This window comes from Streptomyces hoynatensis (assembly GCF_003626535.1).
In the GTDB taxonomy this organism is placed as follows: Bacteria; Actinomycetota; Actinomycetes; order Streptomycetales; family Streptomycetaceae; genus Streptomyces; species Streptomyces hoynatensis.
Genome location: NZ_RBAL01000002.1, coordinates 94,173 through 107,821 on the forward strand (window position 1 = coordinate 94,173; position 13,649 = coordinate 107,821).

Sequence of the window (13,649 nt, forward strand, 5' to 3'; positions counted from 1 at the left end):
TTAAGGGACGCCGGGGGCCGCTGCCAAGAGCCGGCAGGCCATGCCGGAGCACCACGGGACCACCGCGGGAGCACCACGGGACCACCGCGGGACCACCGCAGGGCCACTGCTGCGGGGCCACGGCCGCGGAGCCGTTGCCGCGCTCCGCTAGGGAATGTCGCCGCTCCAGCGCCAGACGCCCTCCAGCTCCGGGTCCGGGGTGTAGAGCGCACGGCCGCCGGGATAGGCACAGCGCTCCGCGGGCAGCGCCACGCCGGTCTTCGCTTCCTCCCGGGACAGAGCGGACAGGTCGAGCACCTCGCCGTCGAGGGGGCCGCCGTACAGCTGCACCATTGAAGCCATGGCGCCCAGAGTGGCACGACACCACCGGGATGTCAGGACTTCGGCGCTTCCGCCCCGCACACCAGGCACCGCTCGATCCTGGGCCCGTGCTCGGCCAGCAACTCCCGTACCTGCGCGGCGCGCAGGTTCGGGGAGCCCGGGCACCAGCAGCCCTCCCGGTGCAGGATCCCGCGGCGCGGCTCGCCGCGCGGGGTGCGCATCCACTGCACCCACCACCGGGGTCGCGCCGCCTCCTCGGCCGCCCTCACCTCCGCCTCGGCGATCGCCTTCCGCACCCTGGCCTGCGTCAGCTCCAGCCATCTGGCGATCGCGCGCAGCCTGGGCAGGTCGGGAGGAAGCTCGCTCATGTGTTCGAGTCTAAGTCGGGTGGCGGCCCAGGCCGGGAACCCCCCGCCCCCGCGCGCCCCGCCCCCGCCCGTCTGTCCCCCGGGGGCGGCGAACGTTTCCCACCCCTTCTCCGTCGTAGGGGAAACGACGAAGGAGCTGCGGATGGTCCGTTGGCGCACAGCCGTGGGGTCGGGGGAGGCGCACGCGCGGGCCTCGGGCGTGCCGCTCGCCGAGGGCATGGACGCCGGCCGGGTACGGGCGGTGCTCGCGCTGGGCGGGGTGCCCTGGGACGAACTGGAGGACGGCGTCCAGCAGGTCAGGCTGAAACTGCTGGAGCAGGACGCGAAACCGGCCGGGAAGCCGATCAGGGAGCCGGGGGCGTTCGTCTCCGTGGTGGCCTCCCGGGTGGCGATCGACTGGCACCGGGCCCGCAGCAGGGACGCGGGCCTGCGGGAGCGGCTCGCCGCACGGTGGGGGGCCACGCCCCCGCCGGAACACCCGCAGGAGCACCGGGACCTGGCCCTGACCGTGGCCGCGGGGCTGGACGAACTCCCGCCGGGGCAGCGGCAGGTCCTCGTCCTGCGCTACTACGCCGACCTGCCGGTGCGCAAGATCGCCGAGCTGCTCGACGTCCCCGAGGGCACGGTCAAGAGCCGCCTGCACGCGGCCGTTTCCGCCCTGCGTACCCGGCTCGGCGAGAGGGAGAGCTGACATGTCCACCAGCCATGAGGCGCCCGGTTCCGCGGACGCCCGCGATCCGGTGGAGGCGCGCCTGCGCCTCGCCCTCGCCCTGATCGGCGAGGAGGCGGCCAAGGGAGCGCCGGCCGCCGCCTCCTCCGCGCACCCTCCCGCCGGGGAAGGGGCGCCGGCCCCGGGCACCCGCCCGGCCACCCGCCCCCGCCCGGCCACCCGCCCCCGCCCGCGCAGGTGGCGGAGCCTGGTCGCCCCGGCGATCGCCCTCGGGAGCAGCGCCTGCCTACTGGGCCTCCTGCTGCTCCTCGTCCCCGAGCGCCCCGTCTCCGAGGACAACAGCGAAGGAGGCGGAGCGGCGGCCGACCTGTCCTACGAGGGGTGGGTCGCCTGCATGAGCACCATCCTGGAGGGCGAGGTCGTCGGCGTCGCGGACGAGACGCCGGGGGAGGGGTGGGTCACCGTCACCGTCGACGTCCAGGACTGGATCAAGCCGGCCGAAGGCCCGCGCCGCGTCGACCTCCGCCTCTACAAGGAGAACGTCGGCTACCGGACGCTCAGCCCCGGCGAGCGCCTGCTGTTCACCCTGCCCGTGGAGAGCCAGGAGACGAGCTGGGACTGGGACTACGCCATCGGCGGCGAGGAGGCCGAGACGCAACGCGCCCTGATCGAAAGCGCACTCCCCGGCTCCGCCGGCCTGGGCTGCGTGCTCGACGACGTCCCCGAGGACGCCGCCCTGTGACGCCCGGGGCCCGGGCCCGCGCCGGGCCCGGGCGCCGGTTCGCTGGGCCGTTGGAAGGAGCGGCGCCCGGCGGGTGATTGCGCGGACCGGGCCCGGAGTGTGGGGTGACGTGGAGGGGGACCGAGCCCGACGAGCACGAGGAGACCAGGCGTGGCCAAGGAGCCGGATCGCGCAGCCCCCGAAGCCCCCGACCTGCCGACGCTGGGGGAGCACCTCGACCTCATCGCCGAGCACGTCAAGCAGCTCGGCCGGGCCCACGACCAGATGCAGGGACTGCTGCGGGCGGTGCTCGCCATCAGCCGCGAGCTGAAGCTGCCCGTGGTGCTGCGGAACATCATCGTCACCGCGATGGAGCTGGTCGGCGCGCGGTACGGGGCGCTCGGCGTGCTCGACGAGAAGGGCGAGGGCCTGGCCGAGTTCATCCCCGTCGGCCTGAACGACGAGGAGTACCAGGACCTGTCGGGCGTCGAGCTGCCGCACGGCCGCGGACTGCTCGGCAGCCTCATCCGCCACCCCGAGCCGCTGCGAGTCGACGACATCCCCTCCCACCCGGACTCGGTGGGCTTCCCGCCCCGGCACATGCCGCTGCGCACCCTGCTCGGCGTCGCGATCAGCGTCCGCGGCCGGGTCTACGGCAACCTCTACCTCTCCGAGCGGCAGGACGGGCGGCCCTTCGACGAGGAGGACGAGACGATCGTCAAGGCCCTGGCCGGGGCCGCCGGCATCGCCGTGGAGAACGCCAGGCTGCTGGAGCGCGAGCGGCGCAACGCCGAGTGGTTCCAGCGGATGCTGCTGCCCACCCTGCCCGACCTCTCCCCCTTCGGCGCGGCGGCCGTCTACCGCCCGGCCCAGGGGCGAGAGGCCAGGCAGGGCCACGTCGGCGGCGACTGGTACGACGCCGTGCCGCTGCCGGGCGGCGCCGTCGGCCTGGTGATCGGGGACGTCATCGGGCACGACCTCCTGTCCGCCGCCGTGATGTCCGAGTTGCGCAACATGCTGCGCGCCCTGCTCTTCGCCTACCGGGAGCCCCCGAGCGCCGTCCTCACCGAACTCGACCGCGCGATGGCCGTCCTCACCGAGGCACCCCTGACCACGGCGACCCTGGCGCTGGTCCAGCCCGCGGAGGACGGCTGGCTGCTCAGGTGGAGCAGCGCCGGGCACCCGCCGCCCCTGGTGCTGCCCGCCGGGGGCGAGCCGTTCTACCCGCGCACCGACCCGGGCGTGCCGCTGGGCGTGAACCACCACGTGGCGCGGCCCGACCAGCAGCTGCGGCTGAGCGCGGGCACCAGTCTGCTGCTGTTCACCGACGGCCTGGTCGAGCACCATCAGCGCCCGCTGGACGCCGGCCTGTCCCGGCTGGCGTCGCTGGCCGCGGCGCATGCGGACGACGACCTCGACGCGCTGTGCCGGACCCTGGCGGAGCAACGGCCGAGCGACGGCCACGACGACCTCGCCCTGGTGTCCCTCCGGCTTCCCCACCACCCGCAGCCCGCCTGAGGCGCCGCCCCGGGCGCCCCGCGGCGCGCTCTCGGGGGTGCGGCCCGGCGGTTCTCGGCCCGGGGCGCGTTCCCCGGTGCGTGTTCCCCGGGGCGCGTTCCGGCGCCGGCCCCGGGGGCGTTCAGGCCGTGGCCGTCGCCTGCCGGCAGTCCTTCTCCACGCCGCCCTGGTAGGAACACACCCGGACCACGGCCGAGTCCGCCGTCCCCGCGGGCGCGGCGGCCGAGCCGCAGCGGTCGGCGTAGGCGGCGTCCGCCGCGGTCAGCAGGGCCGGGCCGCCCGCGGCGGCCGAGACGTAGGCGCGTACGCCCCAGCCGTCGGCGCGGTTGTCGCACACCCGCAGCCGCAGGCCGCCGTCCGCGTAGGCCGTCACGTGCGCCGCGCCCGCGAGTTCGGTGGCCGTGAGGGCCGCGCCCGCGGCGGCCACGGGCGTGGCGTGGACGGTCAGTTCCGCCACCACCGGCAGGTGGTCGGAGGCGGTGGTCGGGACGGTGTGGGCGGCGGACACGTCGAAGGCGGGCGTGGCGTACACGTAGTCGATGCGGGCGTCCTCGCCGTCGCCCGGGTGGGTCAGGGCCTCCTCGCCGGTGTTGGCGTTGACCTGCGTCCAGGCGTCGAGCCACCCGGCCGCGGCGAACCAGGGGCGGATGGCGTCGTCGGGGCGGACGTTGAGGTCGCCGGTGAGCAGCATCGGCGTGGTCATCAGCGAGGCCGGCAGCTTGTCGATCACCGCCCTCGCCTGCCGCGCGCGTCGTTCGGTGGCCTCGGTGCCGAGCCCGGGCGACAGGTGGGTGGTGTAGACCCGCAGGTCCGCCCCGCCGACGCTGAGCCTGACCCCGCCGAGGCTGCGCCTGACCGCGGTCGTGTCCTGCGGGTACTGCGGCAGCAGGTAGGTCAGCCGCTCCAGGATGGGGTACCTGCTGAGGATCAGATTGCCGGCCGAGCCGCCGAGCGCGTTCTCGTCGCTGCGGGCGAAGTGGGCGTAGTAGCCGGGGAGTTCGTCGAGGAGCACCTGCCACTGGTTCTCCCCGCCGACGGCGCTGTTGTCGTGCAGCTCCTGGAGCGTCACGAGGTCGGGGGACTCCTGCCGGATCGCCTCGACCACCCGCCCGAAGTCGGTGACGCCGTCGGCGCCCTGGCCGCCCTGCACATTCCAGTCCATGACCTTCAGCGAGGTCGCCGCGGCGGCAGAACCGGCCGCGGCGGGGTCGGCGGTACCGGCCGCGGCGGAGGCGGCGGGGGCGGGGGCGGCGGCGAACCCGAGGAGCACCAGGGCCGGCGCGGCGGCGAGCGCCGTGGCCCGCGCCCACAGGCGGGGGACGGCCGGGGCGGCGCCCCGGGCCCTGGCCGTGACCGAGCCGCGTACACCGTCCATGGGGACCGTCCTCCCGCGCGTCGTGCGCCCGTTCGCACCTCCGGCCCTGGCAGGGTGGCCGCACCCGCCCGCGTGGTCAAGACCGCCCCGGGTTAACGTGCCTGCCGTGAGGCATCTCGGCGGAGTGGCCGCGCGCGGCGCGGCGGCGATCCTGCTCGGCGCGTGGGCACTTCTCGGCTGCTCAGGCGGCGACGCGCACGACGACGCGGCGGGCGACGGCACACCCGCGGCCACCCCGGACGAGGCTGCTCCGGACGAGGGCGCCCCGGAGGAGACCGCCCCGGACGAGGGCGAGTCCGGCTGGACGGTGACCGTGTACTACACGGCCGTCGAGTCCCACCACGACGGGGAGCCGGTGGCCGTCACCGGCTGCCCGGTCCTCGACTGCACGCACGGCGACAGCGAACTCGGCAGCTACCCCGAGGACTTCGTCACCGCGGTCCAGCAGGAGGGCACGGGCCGCATCGTGCACGGGCCGCACGCGGGCGAGTACCTCAACTGGTCCTGGGACGTGGGCTACTGGCTGGACTCCGCGCCCCGCGACAGCTACGGCGCCCCCCTCGAACCCTTCGTCTCGGCGGCGGCCGACGCCGGCGTCCTCGCCCGCGGCGACCACGTCCGCATCGAGGACTGCGGCACGACCGAGGAGGGCGAGCCCATCGAACCCGAGGTGTGCGAGACGCTCTCCGCGGCCTCCTGGGTCGTCACCGACGAGTTCACCCCGGGCTTCGGCGGCGACCACCACATGGACGCCTACATCGGCGAGGAAACCGGCCCCGGCTTCACCGACTCCCCCCTCTACACCACCCTCAACGACGCCACCCTCACGGTGACCCACGCCTGACCGGCCGCCGCCACCACCCGTGGAACGCCCGCCGGCCGGCGGGCGGGCGTTCCCGACGACCCGGTCTCAGCCGGCCCGACCTTTCGCGGATTTCTCCATGGTGTCGACCATGCACACAGCGGGGCGTGTGGCGACGCGCTCCGCAGCCGATGCGCGCGGGGCGAGGAGGATCGCACCGGCAGCGGACAGCGTGAGCGCGGCCACGAGTGCGAGCGGTGGGACCCCGGCTATTCGGGCGCGCCGGTGCAGCACATGAACTCCTGTGACAGGTGAGGCGGATGTGTCTCAACGTCATTCGAGGGACGAGAGATGACATCCTAGCGGAGAACGATCATGATATGGCGATCATGATAAAGGGAACCTACTCGTGGTCCCCGCTCGCCAGTTCGCCCGCCCCCAGCGCGGCGATGACCTGCCCGATCGCCTCGATCTCCCCCTGTGCGCCCGCCTGTTCCGCGATCGCCAGGCTCTCCCGCAGGTGTCCTTCCGCCTCGGTGCGCCTGCCGAGTGCCAACGCCGCGCTGCCGAGGCCCCGCAGGGCCTGCGCCTCCTCGTTGGCCGCATGGATGTGGCGGGCCAGGTGCAGCGCCTGCCGGTGGAACTCGGCCGCCTCGGCGGGACGGCCCGCACCGGTGAGGACCGATCCCACGCCGTTCAGGGCGATGGCCTCGTGCCGCTTGTCGCCCGCGCTGCGGAAGGCGAGGACCGCGTGCCGGTAGTGCAGGAGCGCGGCCTGTCCCTCGCCCAGGGGTACGAGCGACTCGGCCAGGTTCATCCGAATCGTCGCCAGGAACACGGCGGAGCCCACGTCCCTGGCGATCGGCATGGCCTTCTCGTAGTAGCGGATCGCGCCCTCGTGGTCGCCGGCGGCCTTGGCGAGCTCTCCCAGGTTGTTTACGGCGAAGAGCAATCCGCTCATGTACCCGCTCGCGCGGAAGCCGTCGAGGGCGGCCTGGAAGAGCCCGCTTGCCTCCTTCGAGTTCCCGAGTCCCAGGAGGATCGAGGCGAGGAGATTCCCCGTCCTGGCCTGCTGCAGGCGCCCGGAGTGCCGCATCCGCAGCCGCAGCGCCTCCTGCGCGTGGGCCCGTGCCCGTACGTTGTCGCCGCGGTGGAAGTGGAGCGCACCGAGCCGGTGCAGGCACTCCGCCTCCGCCTCGGCGTCCCCCGCGGCCCGGGCCGGCCGCAGACCCTCCGCGACGGCCCGTTCCGCCTCGGCGTAGTCGCCGGCCCGGAGGCGGACGGCCGCCAGGTCGAGCAGCGCCCGGACCAGGGCGGGCCCGTCGCCGGCCCAGCGCCAGTAGTCGACGGCGCGGCCGAGGTGGGAGGTGGCGGCGACGAGATAGCCCTCCGTGTCGAGGAAGTGGGCGAGGGTGTGGCTGAACAGCGCGGCGGTGCGCGGCGGTCCGTGCAGCCAGGAGTGGTCGAGGAGGGCGAGCAGGCTCGGGCCCTCGGTCACGAACCAGGTCCTCGGCCCGGTGGCGGCGAGCCAGTGCGCGGCAAGGGGCGGCGGAGGGCCGTCCACACTGATGCGCAGCCGTTGGGGGTGGAGTTGCCGGTCCGCCTGGTCGGCCGTGTGCAGGCAGAGGGCGACGAGCCGGCCCATCGCCTCCCGCACGCTCTCCTCTCCTTCCCGCTCGGCCAGGGACCTGGCGTACGAGGCCACCAGGTCGTGCATGGAGAAGCGGTCGGGGCCGGGTTCGGTGAGCAGGTGGAAGTCGTGCAGCTCCTCGACCGCCCGTGCCGCCTCGTCGAGCGGCAGGTCGGCGAGCGCGGCCGCGGTGTACGGCCCGAAGGTCGAGCCGAGATGCAGGCCCAGGCGGCGGAAGACCCGCTGCCGCACGGGGCCCAGAGCCTGGTAGCCGTGCCCGAGGATGCCTTCGAACCGTCGGGTGGGGTCGCGGATTTCCTGGATGCGCGGGTGGCCGAGCCGGAGCCGGTCGAGCAACTCCCCGGCGCTCCAGGAGGGATGAGCGAGAAGGCGGCTGGCCATGATGTCCACGGCCAGAGGCAGGAAGTCGCACAGCCGGACGATCTCCGCGGTGTCGGTGTCGCTCGGCGCGCGCTCGGCTCCCACCCGGTCCTTGAACATGGCAACGCAGTCGCCCTCGGGCAGCGGGGCGAGGGAGACCGGCCGCACTCCGCCGAGCCCGCTGAGCCGGTGCCGGCTGGTGATCAGCAGGAAGCTCGGGCCTGAGCCGAGCAGGAGCGGGCCCACCTGGTCGGGGCCTGTGGCGTTGTCGAGAATCACCAGTACGCGCCTGTCCCGTGTCACCGTGCGCCACAGGGTGGTCAACCGCTCCGCGTCCCGGGGGATTTCGCCGGGATGGCCGATCAGCCGCAGCAGCTCGGTGAGGGCTTCGGCCGGGCTCAGGGGGTGCCTGGCGGGACCGTTGGCCCCGAGGTCGAGCAGGAGCCGGCCGTCGGGGAAGCGGCCTCTGAGCCGGTGGGCCACGTGGATGGCCAGGGCGGTCTTGCCGACCCCCGCCATGCCGTCGATCGTCGCCAGGGCGGGCGCGCCAGGCGCCGGTTCCCCCGCGGCGGCCCCCGCGGAAAGGAGCCGCTCCACCTCCGCCGCCCGGCCGATCCACGCCACGTCGGGCGGCAGGTTGTCCGGGGCGCCTGCGAGAACCACCGCCGGGGCCGCCTCCCCTCCGGGCGAGGCGGTCAGACCGTGGGAGGCGAGGAGCTCCGGCGGGGGCACGCGGCGGAAGATGCCCTCCTGGGTGCGCAGCAGCTGGGCGTTGGGGTCCTGGCCGAACGTGCGGCTCAGGTGGTACTGCGTGCGCTGGAGGATGCGTTCCGCATCGCTCACCCGGCCCTGTGCGTACAGGGCGAGCGCCAAGTGCACGGAGAGCGACTCGTCGCCCGGGCGCCGGGCGGCCAGCGGCCTGAGCCCGGCCGCCGCCTCGGTGAAGTTGCCGAGCCGCAGCAGGAGTCCCGCCTGGAAGGTCGCGGTCGCGAGCCGTTCCTCGGACAGCTCCTCCCGCACGTACTCCGCCCACGCCCCGGTGAGCCCGGGCAGCGGATCTCCCCGCCACAGCCCGGATGCGTCCTCCAGCAGGGCGAGCGCGCCGCGCAGGTCGCCGGCCTCGGCCAGCACGCGGGCGCGTTCGGTCAGGGCCAGGTACTCCCGGGCGTCCACCGCCTCGCGTGCGATGTCGAGGCGGTAGGCGTTGCGGCAGCTGACGAGCTGGTCGGCGTGGCCGACCAGCTCCCGGAGCCGGTCGCGGATGTGGGAGAGGTAGGTGTGGAGACTCGCGCGCCGCCGGTCGGGCACCTCCTCGTCCCAGATCCGCCGGAGCAGCGTCTCCACGCTCACCTGCCGGCCCGCGTCCCAGGCGAGCACGGCGAGCGCGAGGCGCTCCAGCGGGGTCCCTACGGAGCTGTGGCGTTCGCCGGCGTGCAGTTCCACGCCTCCCAGGAGCCGAATGCGCAGTCGCACGAGCGCCCCCACCCTCGATGCCTGGAAATGAGCATGACACAAGCGGGTGCCGGGCTGTATGGCGGCAGCTCAGGACGGCCGAAATCCATCCCGACAGGGAGAGGGGACCGGTGCGCCATTGTGTTGCTTCCCGTCGTTGGGCAGGTATGTGGTGTCCGACTTCGGTGATTCCGCGAGGAGCGCCGCCGCGTTCGACTCGTGCTTGGGGGAAGCGTGCTGCAGAAGGTGCTGAACGACGCGCTGTTATCGGCCATCGGGCGGGGCGATCAGGTGCACCTCACCCGGCTGCGTGACCTCGTCGGAACGGCCCTGGAGGAGGATGCCGAGCTGTCGCGGGCCTGGTCGTACGCGCTCGCCGCGCCGGGGCAGGCGGCCGCCGGACGGCTCGCGGACGCGCTCGCGCGGCTGAGCGAGGGCAACTCCGGCCTGCGCGAGGCGCTGACTCATTGGCTGGCCGAACCTCCCGCCGCACCGCCACCGCAGGCCAACGTGCTCTCCGGCTCGGCGCAGATCTGGGGCCCCGCCCTCCAGGCCGGGCAGGTACACGGCAACATCCACCTGCACGGCGCCGCCCCGCCGCCCCGGCCCGTGCCCAGGCAACTGCCTCCGGTGTCCGCGCACTTCGTCGACCGGAAGGAGGATCTGGCCGCACTCGATCACAGCCGCAGGCTCCACAGTGGCCCCGCGCCGAAGCTCGTCGTGGTCAGCGGTCCTGCGGGGGTGGGAAAGAGCGCGCTCGCGACGCGGTGGATCGGCGGGCTGGCGGACGAGTTCCCCGACGGACAACTCTATGCGGACCTCGGAGGCTATGCGGCCACCGGCCCGGTGAGGCCGAGGGAGGTGCTCGAAGGCTTCCTCCGGGCGATCGGCGCCCCCGACATCCCGGCCCAGATGGCCGAGATGGTCGCGCTGTGGCGCTCCCTCACGGCCGCGCTGCGCATCGCCCTGCTGCTGGACAACGCCTTCACCGCCGCCCAAGTGCGGCCCCTGCTGCCCTCGGCGGCCGGCAGCCTGGTGGTCGTCACCAGCAGGCGGCAGCTGACCGGGCTGGTCGTCGACGGCGCCGACCTGCACCGCGTCGACGTCCTCGACACCGGTTCCGCGGTGGAACTCCTCGACCGTGCCAGCGGGGGCAGCCGGGTCGGGAACGACCTCGACGCCGCCCGTCACCTCGTGGGACTGTGTGCCTTCCTGCCGCTCGCCGTCTGCCTGGCCGCCGCCCAGCTGGCGGCCCGCCCGCGGCAGGCCGTCTCCGCCATCGCCGACACGCTCTCCAAGGGCGAGGGGCCGGTGGAGTTGCTGCGCGTCGAGGGGGAGGCGGCGATCCGGACGGCGCTGGACGAGTCCTACCGCACGCTGGCTCCGGAACTCGCAGGCGTCTACCGGCGTTTGGGCCTCCTGCCGGTGGCCCGCTTCGACGTGCCGCTGGTGGCCGCCACCTGCGGAACCACCCGCGCGTCCGCCCAGGAGGCGCTGAGCGCACTCGCCGAGATCAACCTCCTCGAAGAACTCGGGGAGGAATACCGCTTCCACGACCTCGTGGGCCAGCACGCCAGGCTGCAAGCCCAGTCGGAGGAGCCGGCGGAGGCGGCCGGGGAAGCCCTTCGGCGCTTCGTCGACTGGTGTCTGGCCGGGGCGAGTGCCGCCGAGGCGCTGCTGTCCTCCCGGTATCAGGACCTGACCCGCGACTACGTCCACGAGCCCGAGGCGCCCCCCGCCTTCGACGGCCCGGCGGCGGCCCTTCGCTGGCTCGCGGGCCACCTGCCCACCGTCATGGCCGCGGTACGGCACTGCCGGGACGTCGGCTGGGACGCCGCCTGCTGGCAGCTTGTGGACGCGTTGTGGCCCGCCTTTCTGCGGCTGCGGCCGGCGGAACTCTGGGTAGAGGCCCACGAGATCGGGCTTGAGGCGGCCAGGCGAGAGGGCAACCGGCGAGCCGTCAGCCGCATGCTCACCTCGGGAGGCAACGGGCTGCGCAACATCGGCCGGGACGCAGAGGCCGCCCAGTGGTACCTCCAGGCCCTTCGGCAAGCCGAGGAGGACGGCGACTCCAGGCAGCGTGCCCAGGCCCTGCAGGGCCTGGGCAACGTGCGGCTGGCCACCGGGAATCTGAGCGAGGCCGAGGACTTCTTCCGCCAGGCGCTCGCCCTGCGTGAGGAGGTCGGCTACCACCGCGGGGCCGCCCTGTCGCGACTGTGCCTTGGCCAGGTCTCGCTGGAGCGCGGCGACCACCACGCCGCCGCGGACCGCCTCGGCCGGGCCCACGGGGACCTTCTCGCGGCGGGCGACGTCTACGACGCCATGCGGTCACTGGCGTTCCTCGGTCTGGCCACCGCCCTCGGCGGCGACCCGGAGGCCGGCCGCAGCCGCCTCAGGCAGGCCCTGAGTGGCATGGAAGCCGCCGGCTCGCCGCAGTGGCAGGCGAGAATCCTGGAGATGCTCGGCCGCGTCGCCCAACACGCCGGCGCGACCACGGAGGCCCGGGACTGGTACGAGCGGTCCGTGGCGCTCTACCGCGACCTGAGGCCGGCCGAGGCCCGGCGCATCGAGGACCGGCTCGGGGCACTGTGACCCCGGCCGGTCCTCGCGCCGGCCTACTCGCGCGAGGCCGTCTCGCGCGGGGCCGTCTCGCGTGAGGCCGCGAGCCGCACCGCGCCCTCGGCCGAGCGGACGCGTGCCCCGTCGAGCTCCGCCGGCGAGCGGCCGAGGACCAGCCACCCGTGCAGCAGCGAGGCGAGAGCCGCCCCCGCCGCCCGGTCGGCGTGGGCCGCCGGGCCCTCCGGCGCCGCCCACAGCCGCGAGCCGTCCCGCGTCCCCACCAGGCAGCCGCCCTCCGCGAGCGTGGAGGCGGCGACCAGGCAGCCGGGGTAGCGGCGGAACAGGAAGGTCAGCCGCCGCTCGGCGGCCTGTGCCCCGAGTGGCGCGGAGGCCACCAGCACGTCGGCGAATTCCGCCCACCCGGCCTCGGGCGGGGCATCCGGGTACGCCCGCAGATGCGCGTCCAGGCGTCCCGCGCGCCGAGGGGCGGTCACCTCGGGACCTCGGCGCCCGCAGCCATCCAGTGGGACAGCGGTGGGGGCAGCGGAGCCGGGCCCATCACGGGCTCGTAGGCCGGTTCGCTCAGGCCGAGCAGCCGATACATCAACGTCCGCATCCTTGGGGGGAAGCGGCCCGGCTCGGAAGAGAGCAGAGCACATACTTCCCGGTACCTGTCCGGGCCGAACCCGGCCGCGGCGTAGTCGAGTTGTTCGGCCAGCGGCATGGCGGGCGAGAGGATCGGGGCCCGGCGCGCCAGGGCGGCGGCCGGCGAGTCGGGCGCCACCTCGTCCTCCGGATGCGAGGTCAGCAGGATCGGCACGCCCGCGAGGGTCGCGTACGAGGTCAGCGAACCATGGTCCCCCAAAACCCAATCGGCGGCCACCAGCAGGGAGGGCCAATCCGTCGTGGGCGGGGCCACGGCCACCCCCCGGCGCAGGTAGCTCGCCAGCCAGCTGCGGACCTGGTACGTGCCGTGCCCGGCCGCGACGTTCGGGTGCACGAGTACCGCGATCACGAACCGGTCGCGCGGCAACTCGCTCAGCAGGCGCGGCAGCAGGGCGTCGAGGCGGCTGAAGAAGGCCGACCTCCCCCACGTGGAGGAGAGAACCAGCAGGCGCTGTCCCTCCTCGATGCCCAGGGCCCGCCGGTAGACCGCACGGTGCGGGAGGCTGGCCAGGAGGCAGTCGTGGCTGGGATCGCCGACGACCGTGGCCCGCGACAGCGCCTCGGGACAGGACCACGCCAGGGTGTCCAGGTCCCGCGAGTGCGGCAGCGCGATCGCGGCCGGAACCACTCTCCCCTCGCGCATCAGGTACGAGCGGTTGAGCATCGCCGCCGCGCGGCGGTGTGTCCCGGACGGGTCCTCCGTCCTGCGGAGCAGTTTGATGTGGCCCGCGCCGTGCGGCATACGGATGATCGGCGCGCGCACCTCGTGGATTCCCCGTGAGCCGGCCGCCAGTGCGAGGTCGAACTCCATGCCGAGCGCCTGCCGCCAGGGGATCACCGAGATCCCGAGGGCGCGCAGGTAGGGCACGACGCCGTCGCCGAAGGCGTGCGGCGCGACCGTGAAGACGGCCTGAGCCCTCAGGTCGGACTCGAGCAGTGAGACCGCGTAGCGCAGTTGCTTCGCGTAGGCGATGGTGTGCGCCACGACCAGCACGCGCTTGCATCCGGAAACCGTGAGCCACTCACCGCTTTGAACCAGCGCAGGCTCCGTGAGCCTGCTCTCCGTCAACATGACATCCCCCAGACAGAGAGGTACTTCCCGTTGTCGGAGACCTGGTTGCCTCGGGCTCTGAAGAGAACGCTTGGGGAAGTCTTGGGCTTCGCTTGGAGGGAATGGCACCGGGGG

General features: G+C 74.2%; 11 protein-coding genes. 5 read left to right on the forward strand and 6 right to left on the reverse strand.

Translation table 11 applies throughout. From position 1 onward, the window contains the following. Positions 1-147: 147 nt before the first annotated feature. Positions 148-342 (reverse strand): hypothetical protein, encoded by a 195-nt coding sequence (locus D7294_RS03870; RefSeq protein ID WP_120675509.1) that lies wholly within the window; start codon positions 340-342, stop codon positions 148-150. A gap of 32 nt (positions 343-374) precedes the next feature. Beyond that, positions 375-689 (reverse strand): hypothetical protein, encoded by a 315-nt coding sequence (locus D7294_RS03875; RefSeq protein ID WP_147450769.1) that lies wholly within the window; start codon positions 687-689, stop codon positions 375-377. Positions 690-831: 142 nt separating this feature from the next. Between D7294_RS03875 and D7294_RS03880 the strand changes: the two genes are divergently transcribed. The 3 genes from D7294_RS03880 to D7294_RS03895 all read left to right on the forward strand — a co-directional run bounded on the left by D7294_RS03880 (position 832) and on the right by D7294_RS03895 (position 3,598). Beyond that, positions 832-1,380: an RNA polymerase sigma factor gene (locus D7294_RS03880; RefSeq protein ID WP_120675512.1), complete on the forward strand. Its 549-nt coding sequence runs from the start codon at positions 832-834 to the stop codon at positions 1,378-1,380. Between the two features lies 1 nt (position 1,381). Further along, positions 1,382-2,101, forward strand: a complete 720-nt coding sequence (locus D7294_RS31795; protein ID WP_158674559.1) for a hypothetical protein — start codon at positions 1,382-1,384, stop codon at positions 2,099-2,101. Positions 2,102-2,251: 150 nt separating this feature from the next. Further along, positions 2,252-3,598 (forward strand): PP2C family protein-serine/threonine phosphatase, encoded by a 1,347-nt coding sequence (locus D7294_RS03895; protein WP_241562079.1) that lies wholly within the window; start codon positions 2,252-2,254, stop codon positions 3,596-3,598. Positions 3,599-3,719: 121 nt separating this feature from the next. On the opposite strand, the gene D7294_RS03900 is transcribed toward D7294_RS03895, so the two are convergent. After that, positions 3,720-4,973 carry an endonuclease/exonuclease/phosphatase family protein gene (locus D7294_RS03900; RefSeq protein WP_158674560.1) on the reverse strand — a complete coding sequence of 418 codons (1,254 nt, stop codon included), beginning with the start codon at positions 4,971-4,973 and terminating at the stop codon, positions 3,720-3,722. 106 nt (positions 4,974-5,079) lie between these two features. Here D7294_RS03900 and D7294_RS03910 point away from each other — a divergent pair, with 106 nt between their 5' ends. Next, positions 5,080-5,817 (forward strand): hypothetical protein, encoded by a 738-nt coding sequence (locus D7294_RS03910; protein ID WP_206619458.1) that lies wholly within the window; start codon positions 5,080-5,082, stop codon positions 5,815-5,817. A 361-nt stretch (positions 5,818-6,178) separates the two neighbouring features. Here the strand turns inward: D7294_RS03910 and D7294_RS03915 are convergent, their stop codons facing one another. Further along, positions 6,179-9,259, reverse strand: a complete 3,081-nt coding sequence (locus D7294_RS03915; protein WP_147450770.1) for an AfsR/SARP family transcriptional regulator — start codon at positions 9,257-9,259, stop codon at positions 6,179-6,181. 213 nt (positions 9,260-9,472) lie between these two features. Here D7294_RS03915 and D7294_RS03920 point away from each other — a divergent pair, with 213 nt between their 5' ends. After that, on the forward strand, positions 9,473-11,830 hold the full coding sequence (locus D7294_RS03920; RefSeq protein WP_241562080.1) for a tetratricopeptide repeat protein: 2,358 nt from the start codon (positions 9,473-9,475) through the stop codon (positions 11,828-11,830). Between the two features lie 23 nt (positions 11,831-11,853). Here D7294_RS03920 and D7294_RS03925 read toward each other — a convergent pair whose 3' ends face one another. Further along, positions 11,854-12,291 carry a hypothetical protein gene (locus D7294_RS03925; RefSeq protein WP_120675523.1) on the reverse strand — a complete coding sequence of 146 codons (438 nt, stop codon included), beginning with the start codon at positions 12,289-12,291 and terminating at the stop codon, positions 11,854-11,856. Further along, positions 12,288-13,457: a hypothetical protein gene (locus D7294_RS03930; RefSeq protein WP_241562081.1), complete on the reverse strand. Its 1,170-nt coding sequence runs from the start codon at positions 13,455-13,457 to the stop codon at positions 12,288-12,290. Before D7294_RS03930 ends, D7294_RS03925 begins: the two co-directional genes overlap by 4 nt. Positions 13,458-13,649: the final 192 nt, after the last annotated feature.